The organism is Pseudomonas sp. AFG_SD02_1510_Pfu_092, from assembly GCF_003331055.1.
Taxonomy (GTDB): Bacteria; Pseudomonadota; Gammaproteobacteria; order Pseudomonadales; family Pseudomonadaceae; genus Aquipseudomonas.
Genome location: NZ_PUQD01000023.1, coordinates 63,182 through 69,196, shown reverse-complemented (window position 1 = coordinate 69,196; position 6,015 = coordinate 63,182). Strand labels below are relative to the sequence as shown.

General features: G+C 65.6%; 6 protein-coding genes. 3 read left to right on the top strand and 3 right to left on the bottom strand.

Going from position 1 to position 6,015, the window contains the following annotated elements:
• Positions 1 to 146 precede the first annotated feature (146 nt).
• The 3 genes from C6A77_RS12480 (at position 147) to C6A77_RS12470 (ending at position 3,899) form a co-directional block, all read left to right on the top strand.
• Complete coding sequence (locus C6A77_RS12480; RefSeq protein ID WP_114169738.1) at positions 147 to 824, top strand: response regulator; 678 nt, start codon at positions 147 to 149, stop codon at positions 822 to 824.
• A complete protein-coding gene (locus tag C6A77_RS12475) occupies positions 821 to 2,167 on the top strand; it encodes an ATP-binding protein (RefSeq protein WP_114169737.1) in 1,347 nt (448 codons plus the stop codon). The genes C6A77_RS12480 and C6A77_RS12475 overlap by 4 nt, the downstream gene beginning before the upstream one ends.
• A 409-nt stretch (positions 2,168 to 2,576) precedes the next feature.
• Positions 2,577 to 3,899, top strand: coding sequence for a dicarboxylate/amino acid:cation symporter (locus C6A77_RS12470; protein WP_114169736.1), 1,323 nt, complete (start codon positions 2,577 to 2,579; stop codon positions 3,897 to 3,899).
• Positions 3,900 to 4,089: 190 nt separating this feature from the next.
• On the opposite strand, the gene tsaA is transcribed toward C6A77_RS12470, so the two are convergent.
• From tsaA to C6A77_RS12450, 3 genes are read right to left on the bottom strand one after another with little or no spacing between them, the layout of a single operon-like run.
• Positions 4,090 to 4,782, bottom strand: a complete 693-nt coding sequence (tsaA, locus tag C6A77_RS12460) for a tRNA (N6-threonylcarbamoyladenosine(37)-N6)-methyltransferase TrmO (protein WP_114169735.1) — start codon at positions 4,780 to 4,782, stop codon at positions 4,090 to 4,092.
• 6 nt (positions 4,783 to 4,788) lie between these two features.
• Positions 4,789 to 5,250: a DUF1456 family protein gene (locus C6A77_RS12455; RefSeq protein WP_114169734.1), complete on the bottom strand. Its 462-nt coding sequence runs from the start codon at positions 5,248 to 5,250 to the stop codon at positions 4,789 to 4,791.
• Between the two features lie 48 nt (positions 5,251 to 5,298).
• The gene (locus tag C6A77_RS12450) at positions 5,299 to 6,009 is read right to left on the bottom strand and encodes an rRNA pseudouridine synthase (RefSeq protein WP_114169740.1); all 711 of its coding nucleotides are present in this window, start codon (positions 6,007 to 6,009) and stop codon (positions 5,299 to 5,301) included.
• Between the last annotated feature and the right edge of the window lie 6 nt (positions 6,010 to 6,015).

Below are 6,015 nucleotides of genomic sequence, written 5' to 3'. Positions count from 1 at the left end.
AAATATTTTTTCCCCCCCCCCCCCCCCGGGCGCCCCCCCCCCCCCCCCCCCCCCCCCCCCCCCCCCCGCGGCCCCCCCCCCCCGGGGGGGGGGGGGGGGCCCCCGCTAATGGGCCGGTACAGGCAATGCAAATCAAGGAGCTGCACATGAAACTGCTGGTGGTCGAGGACGAAGCCCTGCTTCGCCATCACCTCTATACCCGCCTGGGCGAAAGCGGCCATGTGGTCGAGGCCGTCGCCAATGCCGAAGAGGCGCTGTACCAGGCCGGGCAGTACCACTTCGACCTGGCTATCCTCGACCTGGGCCTGCCCGGCATCAGCGGCCTGGAACTGATCACGCGCCTGCGCAGCCAGGGCATGGCCTTTCCGATTCTGATCCTCACCGCCCGCGGCAACTGGCAGGACAAGGTCGAGGGCCTGGCCGCCGGGGCCGACGACTATCTGGTCAAGCCGTTCCAGTTCGAAGAGCTCGAAGCACGGCTGAACGCCTTGTTGCGCCGCTCCAGCGGCTTTACCCAGTCGACCATCGCCGCCGGCCCGCTGCTGCTCGACCTCAACCGCAAGCAGGCGACGCTGGACGAACAGCCCCTGGCCCTGACCGCCTACGAATACCGCATCCTCGAATACCTCATGCGCCATCACCAGCAGGTGGTGGCCAAGGAGCGCCTGATGGAGCAGCTGTACCCGGGCGACGAGGAACGCGACCCCAATGTCATCGAAGTGCTGGTCGGCCGCCTGCGCCGCAAGCTCGAGGGCGAGCGCGGCTTCAGACCCATCGACACCGTGCGCGGCCTGGGCTACCTGTTCACCGAGCGCTGCCGATGATCCGCTCGCTGCGGGTGCGCCTGATGCTGGCCGCCGCGGTGCTGGCGCTGTTGTTCATGCTGGCGCTGCTGCCGGCTTTGCAGAAGGCCTTCAGCCTGGCCCTGCAGGAGTCGATCGAACAACGCCTGGCCTCGGATGTGACCACGCTGATTTCCGCCGCGCGGATCGAACATGGCCAGTTGCAGATGCCGACGCTGCTGCCGGACGAACGCTACAACCTGCCGTACACCGGCCTGCTCGGCTACATCTTCGACCGCGACGGCAGGCTGGTCTGGCAGTCGCGCGCCACCGCCGCGCAGAACATCAACTACAGCCCGCGCTACGACGGCCGCGGCAACGAATTTGCCCGCATTCGCCAGGCCGACGGCGAGGAATTTTTCGTCTACGACGTCGAGATCAAGCTGTTGGGTGGCCAGAGCGCGGCCTACAGCATCGTCGCCCTGCAACCGCTGCGCGAGTACCAGCACACCCTCGACGGCCTGCGCGAAAAGCTCTACCTCGGCTTTGGTGCGGCCTTGCTGGCGCTGCTGGTGTTGTTGTGGGCCGGCCTGACCTGGGGCCTGCGTTCGTTGCGCCGGCTGAGCCGCGAGCTGGATGAAGTGGAGTCGGGCGCGCGCGATGGCCTGAGCCGCGAACACCCGCGTGAACTGCTGCGCCTGACCGGTTCGTTGAACCGCCTGCTGCGCAGCGAGCGCGAGCAGCGCCAGCGCTATCGCGATTCGCTCGATGACCTGGCGCACAGCCTGAAGACCCCGCTGGCGGTGTTGCAGGGCGTGGGTGAAAGCCTGCAGCAGCGCAGCGGCGAGCGCGAGCAGGCGCGCGTGCTGCAAAGGCAGATCGAGCGCATGAGCCAGCAGATCGACTACCAGCTGCAACGCGCCAGCCTGCGCAAGAGTGGCCTGGTCCGCCACAGCGTGGCATTGCGGCCGGTGCTCGACAGCTTGTGTAGCACCTTGGCCAAGGTCTATCGCGACAAGCAGGTGAACGTGACCCTGCACCTGCCCGAGGCGGCGCAGGTGCCGATGGAGCAGGGCGCGTTGCTGGAGCTGTTGGGCAACCTGCTGGAGAACGCCTACCGTTTGAGCCTGGGCCAGGTGCGCGTGAGCCTGGAGCAGGCGCCGGGGCGCTTGACCCTGTGTGTCGAGGACGACGGGCCGGGGGTGCCGGCCGACCAGCGTGAGCGCATTCTGGAGCGCGGCGAGCGCCTGGACAGCCAGCACCCGGGGCAGGGCATCGGGTTGGCGGTGGTCAAGGATATCGTCGACAGCTATGACGCCGAACTCAGCCTGGGCGATTCGCCGTTGGGCGGGGCGGCGTTCCGAATCAGTTTCAGTCTTGATTAATTTGTAGCCTGGGCTGGCCCTTTCGCGGGCTCGCCCGCTCCCACAGAACTGCGCTGTAATTGAATCCTGTGTTTTACCTGTGGGAGCGGGTTTACCCGCGAAGAGGCCAGCCCAGGCTATTGATGATGGGCGGATTCCCGCCAATGCCCCTGTACAAATCCCGCCACCGGGCGGAAAACCGCCAGCATTCCTCAGGCAAATCGCCCCGTCGTTGGGCATTCATCCCTAGCAAACACGGGCCTTGCACCCTTGCTGGGCATTTTGGCACCACCCTTGCTATTGATCCTCGCAGAGGCCTGCCCAGGCAGCTCGAATACAACGACAAATCCCTCCATGTGCAGGAGGGTTAGCGATTCAGGTGCCCCATCGCCCTGGGAAGGGTGAGCCGGCACACTCGAGGAAATTAGCCATGACGACACGTCAGCCGCTGTACAAATCCCTGTATGTCCAGGTGTTGGTCGCCATCACCATCGGCATCCTGCTCGGCCACTACTACCCGGAAACCGGCGTCGCCCTCAAACCCTTGGGTGACGGCTTCGTCAAACTGATCAAGATGGTCATTGCGCCGATCATCTTCTGTACCGTGGTCAGCGGCATCGCCGGCATGCAGAGCATGAAGTCGGTCGGCAAGACCGGCGGCTACGCGCTGCTGTACTTCGAAATCGTCTCCACCATCGCCCTGATCATCGGCCTGGTCGTGGTCAACGTGGTCAAGCCGGGCGCTGGCATGCACATCGACGTCAGCACCCTGAACGCCAGCAGCGTGGCTGCCTACGCCGCCGCCGGCGCGCAGCAGACCACCGTCGGCTTCCTGCTCAACGTCATCCCCAACACCGTGGTCGGCGCCTTCGCCAACGGCGACATCCTGCAAGTGCTGATGTTCTCCGTGCTGTTCGGCTTCGCCCTGCACCGCCTGGGCAGCTACGGCAAGCCGGTGCTGGACATGATCGACCGCTTCGCCCATGTCATGTTCAACATCATCAACATGATCATGAAGCTGGCCCCGGTCGGTGCCTTCGGTGCCATGGCCTTCACCATCGGCCAGTACGGCGTCGGCTCGCTGGTGCAGCTGGGCTACCTGATGGCCTGCTTCTACATCACCTGCCTGCTGTTCGTGCTGGTGGTGCTGGGCGGTATCTGCCGCGCCCACGGTTTCAGTGTGCTCAAGCTGATCCGCTACATCCGTGAAGAGCTGCTGATCGTGCTGGGCACTTCGTCCTCGGAGTCGGCCCTGCCACGCATGCTGGCCAAGATGGAGCGCCTGGGCGCGAAGAAATCGGTGGTTGGCCTGGTCATCCCGACCGGTTACTCGTTCAACCTCGACGGCACCTCGATCTACCTGACCATGGCTGCGGTGTTCATTGCCCAGGCCACCGACACCACCATGGACATCACCCACCAGATCACCCTGCTGCTGGTGCTGCTGGTGGCTTCCAAGGGTGCTGCCGGCGTTACCGGCTCGGGCTTCATCGTCCTCGCTGCCACCCTGTCGGCCGTGGGCCACCTGCCGGTTGCCGGCCTGGCACTGATTCTCGGCATCGACCGCTTCATGTCCGAAGCCCGCGCCCTGACCAACCTGGTGGGCAACGCGGTTGCCACCGTGGTGGTGGCCAAGTGGGTGAAGGAGATGGACAACGACAAGCTGGCGTCGGAGCTGGCCTCCGGTGGCGGCCCGCTGATCGATACCCGCCCGACTGATGACCTGGGCGTGGCTGAAGGCCCGGCGCGCTGATCGCGAAAACGCTGAAATGAGAAGGCGTCCCAAGGGTCGCCTTTTTCATGCCTACGCGGTCAATTTCTGAAAGCTGGCGCGATCCCTGTGGGAGCGGCCGTGGCTGCGAACACCGGCGCAGCCGGTGCCATCCACCGTGTCGCCTGCTTCGCGGGCTTGCCCGCTCCCACACAAGGGTTGCGCACAGCTTTCAGGCCAGCACCACCTCCAGCACCCGGATTTCCTCCGGCTGCGGGTAATGCCAGCGCACCTGCACATCCCAGAACCTGACCCCGTACACCCGCTCCGCCGGTGGCACCTGGTAGGCCGGCCGTGGGTCCTGCGCCAGGCACTGCTCGATCAGTTCCACCAGCGGCTCACCCAGGCGCAGCGCATGTTCACGGGCCTGGGGCAGCGCGCTGTCGGCCCACTGCACGCTGATCGCGGCCGGCGCTGCGCTGGCCATCTGGTTGCGGGCGGCGGCGATGCTGTCGGCGTACGGCACATAGGGCTTGATGTCCAGCACCGGCGTGCCATCGAGCAGGTCGATCCCCGAAAGCAGCAGGCGCCCGGGCTCCACGCCTTCCAGGCGCACCACCGACTGGCCGATGCCATTGGGCCGGTGCGTGGCGCGGGTGGCGAACACGCCCATGCTCTTGTTGCCGCCCAGACGCGGAGGCCGCACTTTCAAGCGCGGTTTGTCTTCCAGCGCCTGGTGAAACAGGAACAGCAGCCAGACATGGCTGACCTGCTCCAGGCCCTCCACAGCGTCACCTTGGTCGAACGGCGGCAGCAGCTGCAGCACGCCGCGCGCGGCGGGCGCCAGTTGCGGCTGGCGCGGGATGGCGAATTTCTCCTTGAAGCAGGAGCGGACGATGCCGACCGGGGTGACCGTATGCTGCATGGTCACTCAGCCACGCACGCGCACGGTCAGGCCCTTGAGGAAGTTGCGCAGCAACTGGTCGCCGCACGGGCGGTAGTTGTCGTGGCCAGCCTTGCGGAACAGGGCGCTGAGTTCGGGCTTACTGACCGGGAAGTTGACCGACTTGAGGATCGCATGCAGGTCGTCTTCCTTGAGTTCGAAGGCTACCCGCAACTTCTTGAGGATCAGGTTGTTGGTCACCGGCAACTCGACCGGCTGCGGCGGGCGGCTATCATCCTTGCCACGGCGGTAGATCACCAGGCCGTCGAGAAAGTGCGCCATGACCCGTTCCGGGCAGCGCACGAAGCCTTCCTCGTCTTCTTTCTTCAGGTAGGTGGCCAGCACCAGGGGATGCACGTCGAGGCCGGATAGCCCGATGATTTCGGCCATCTTGGCGTCGTTCACCTTGAGCATGTAGCGCAGGCTGCGCAGGACATCGTTGTGGTTCATTGCTGCAGAATCCTGTTCAGTGCCGCACCGGTGGGCGCGGCGTATTGCTTAGAAACGTTCGGTAGTGGCCAGGTAGCGCCACTGGCCCAGGGGCAGCTTGCCCATCGACACGCCCCCCAGGCGAATGCGGCGCATGCCTAGCAGCTCCAGGCGCAGGTAGGCGCAGAGCTCGGCAATCTGCCCTGGCTGCGGGTTTTTCAGGACCATGCGCAGGTGGGTCTCGTTCTGCCAGCTGGCCTTGGCCTTGGGCAGTTCACGGTCATTGCGGGTAGCGCCGCGCGCCAGGCGTTCCAGCGCCTGGGGCGTGGTCTCGCCGCGTACTTCAACGATGAATTCCTGTTCCAGGCGACGCAGGTCGGCGTCGATCTTGCGGCTGACCCGCCAGTCCTGGGTGAACACCTGCAGGCCGCTGGCACCGCGTTCCAGCGGCGCCACGCAGGTTTGCCGGGCAAAATGCCCGTGCAAGGCGCGCACGCCTTCGCGGTGGGCTTCGCTGAGGGTGCCCAGGTTGATGCCCAGGCGGGCGGTTTCGCTGTCGATGCCGGCCGGCTGGTTCAGCAGCAGGGTGACCGGCTCCAGCGCTTCGGCACGGGCACCGGGCAGCAGTTCGACGCGCTGTTGGTCGACCTTGAACTGCGGCTGCTCGACCACCACGCCATCGACCGTGACCCAGCCGCCTTCGATATACAGCTCGGCCTCGCGACGGGAGCAACCAAGCTGCTCGATAAGGCGTTTGGACAGGCGGACGGGTTCGGACATGACGGT

Coding starts and splice junctions, on each gene's coding strand:
- C6A77_RS12480 (WP_114169738.1), top strand. CDS start 147: ATGAAACTGCTGGTGGTCGAGGACGAAGCCCTGCTTCGCCATCACCTC.
- C6A77_RS12475 (WP_114169737.1), top strand. CDS start 821: ATGATCCGCTCGCTGCGGGTGCGCCTGATGCTGGCCGCCGCGGTGCTG.
- C6A77_RS12470 (WP_114169736.1), top strand. CDS start 2,577: ATGACGACACGTCAGCCGCTGTACAAATCCCTGTATGTCCAGGTGTTG.
- tsaA (WP_114169735.1), bottom strand. CDS start 4,782: ATGCAGCATACGGTCACCCCGGTCGGCATCGTCCGCTCCTGCTTCAAG.
- C6A77_RS12455 (WP_114169734.1), bottom strand. CDS start 5,250: ATGAACCACAACGATGTCCTGCGCAGCCTGCGCTACATGCTCAAGGTG.
- C6A77_RS12450 (WP_114169740.1), bottom strand. CDS start 6,009: ATGTCCGAACCCGTCCGCCTGTCCAAACGCCTTATCGAGCAGCTTGGT.